The 2,034-nt window shown below is 61.6% G+C and carries 3 protein-coding genes; 2 read left to right on the top strand and 1 reads right to left on the bottom strand.

Going from position 1 to position 2,034, the window contains the following annotated elements; all coding sequences use genetic code 11:
- On the bottom strand, positions 1–728 hold a 728-nt coding region (locus EOC06_RS31035), incomplete at its 3' end, for a site-specific integrase (protein WP_245470245.1).
- A 299-nt stretch (positions 729–1,027) separates the two neighbouring features.
- Here EOC06_RS31035 and EOC06_RS43950 point away from each other — a divergent pair.
- Together EOC06_RS43950 and EOC06_RS31030 are read left to right on the top strand one after the other, a co-directional pair.
- Positions 1,028–1,348 carry a hypothetical protein gene (locus EOC06_RS43950; protein WP_245470244.1) on the top strand — a complete coding sequence of 107 codons (321 nt, stop codon included), beginning with the start codon at positions 1,028–1,030 and terminating at the stop codon, positions 1,346–1,348.
- A partial coding sequence (locus EOC06_RS31030; RefSeq protein ID WP_245470243.1) for a tyrosine-type recombinase/integrase occupies positions 1,327–2,034 on the top strand: 708 nt, incomplete at its 3' end. The genes EOC06_RS43950 and EOC06_RS31030, both read left to right, overlap by 22 nt.

Here is a 2,034-nt window from a genome sequence, read left to right as displayed (position 1 = left end):
GTGCGCACGTCGGCGCCGGCCTCCAACAGATGGACCGCGAAGGCGTGCCGCAAACTGTGCGGCGTGACCGGTTTGGACAATCCGGAGAGGTCGCACGCTTTCGCGCAGGCCTGTCCCACCGCACCCCTGGTGATCGGCTGGTCGGCCCGGTCGCCGGGGAAGAGCCACGCCTTTGGCCGCCGCAGCTTCCAATAGTCACGCACGATCTCCAGCAGCTTGGGCGACAGCATCACGTAGCGGTCCTTCTGGCCTTTGCCCTGCTCGACGCGGATGACCATTCTCTGGCTGTCGATGCCCGTGGGCTTTAGCTGAACCGCTTCCGAGGTGCGCAAGCCGGCGGCATAGCAAGTGGTCAGGATGGCGTGGTGTTTGACGTCGAGGACGCAGCCGAGGAACCGCTGAACTTCCTCGGCACTGAGGATGATCGGCAGCTTCTGCGGCTTCTTGGGAAGCGGCAGGACCTCTTCAGGCGCCCAATCCCTCTCGAGCGTCACCTTGTAGAGAAAGCGCAGCGCCGCAATTGCTGTGTGGATCGAACCAGGCGACAGCTTCTTCTCGTTGGTCAGATAGACCTGATAGGTCCGAATATCCTCGCGCCCGAGCAAGTCCGGCGACTTGCCGAAGTGACGCGCAAACAGCGACACCTGCTGAAGATAGGAGAGTTGGGCGTTGAGCGCGAGGTTGCGCACCTCCATGTCCTCGCTCATGTGCTGGCGAAGTTGGGTCATGACAAGCTCCTTTGTCGGATGGAATAGGCTGCAAGCAGCCACTCCATGCTGACGCAGTCGGAGCTTGTTGTGGACACATGACCAGCGCGCCAGACGACGCAATCAGATCACGCTGTCGGCACTCACCCTCCTTGCAGAGCGGGTTAGTCCAACCGTGATTATGCGCACCCGATGATTATGTGGCGGAGCCGCCCTGACCCCTTTCGAGCCGGCCAAACCCAGCTTGCCTCCGCCACATAATATTTCATGCCTCTCTCATGGCGCGGGATTCCCCTGTGCCACAACACCGGAGGGGCAGAATGCTCGAGTTCTATTTTTCCTATTGTGGGGTGCTCAAGCGCCTGCGTAGCGGTTCACTCCGTGGCGAGATGGATCGCCTCGCGGAGCATTTTTTCGCCCTTGGTTACAAGCGAGCGTCCGCCAAGATTTACTTGAGCCGGATCGGGCGCTTTAGCCAGTTTGCCGCAACGCGCTGTGGTCGGATGCCGATCCATCAAGATGTCGTCGACAGCTATCTATGCACGTTTACTACAGATTCTCCACGTATTGGGCAGCATCGGCGCTGGGACATGCACGGCGAGTGGCTCCGGAGCGCTTCATGGCTTCCGCTCCCAGGGTAGATGATGATCCGGATACTCCGCTTCTGACCTCGAAGACCCGCGAAGGCGTTCTACTGGGCGGCCGCCGCTTTCTGGATTGGTTCCGCCATCATCATCCCGGTCAAAACCTCGAGGCGTTGACGGCTGAGCACGTCCTCGCTGCCGTCGAGCATCGGCTGTCGCTATCGGCGACCTCCGGCACCCGCACGGCAGCGACTTCTCACATCCGAACATTTCTTCGGTTTTTGTGTTGGGCTGGCCACCATGACCAGGATCTCGCCGGCGTCGTCCCAAGGACGCCTCATTGGCGTTTGGCGCATTTGCCACCGCGCCTTGCATGGGATGACGTTCGGCGCGCAATCGATGCGATCGGCGCAACCACGCCGGTCGACATCCGCGATCGAGCCGTCCTGCTGCTACTCGCCACCACCGGCATTCGCAACGGCGAGCTCCGCGCCATTCAGCTGCAGGATATCGACTGGCGAGCTGGCGAGGTTTTTGTCCGGCGCACCAAGGGCAAGCGTGATCGCGTGGCGCCGCTCCTCGAGGAGACCGGCGCCGCGCTCGCCGACTACATCCTGCGCGCGCGACCGAAGGTGGATAGTCCGTATCTATTCCTGTCCTTCACGCCGCCCTTGGGACCGTTCAAGTGCGCGTCGCCTGTTTCGAGGATCGTACGGAAGCGGTTGCGGCATGGCGGGATCGAA

This window comes from Mesorhizobium sp. M7A.F.Ca.MR.362.00.0.0 (assembly GCF_004023175.1).
Lineage (GTDB): Bacteria > Pseudomonadota > Alphaproteobacteria > Rhizobiales > Rhizobiaceae > Mesorhizobium.
Note: the sequence above shows the minus strand (reverse complement) of the source record. Positions and strands in the feature narration are given on the sequence as shown.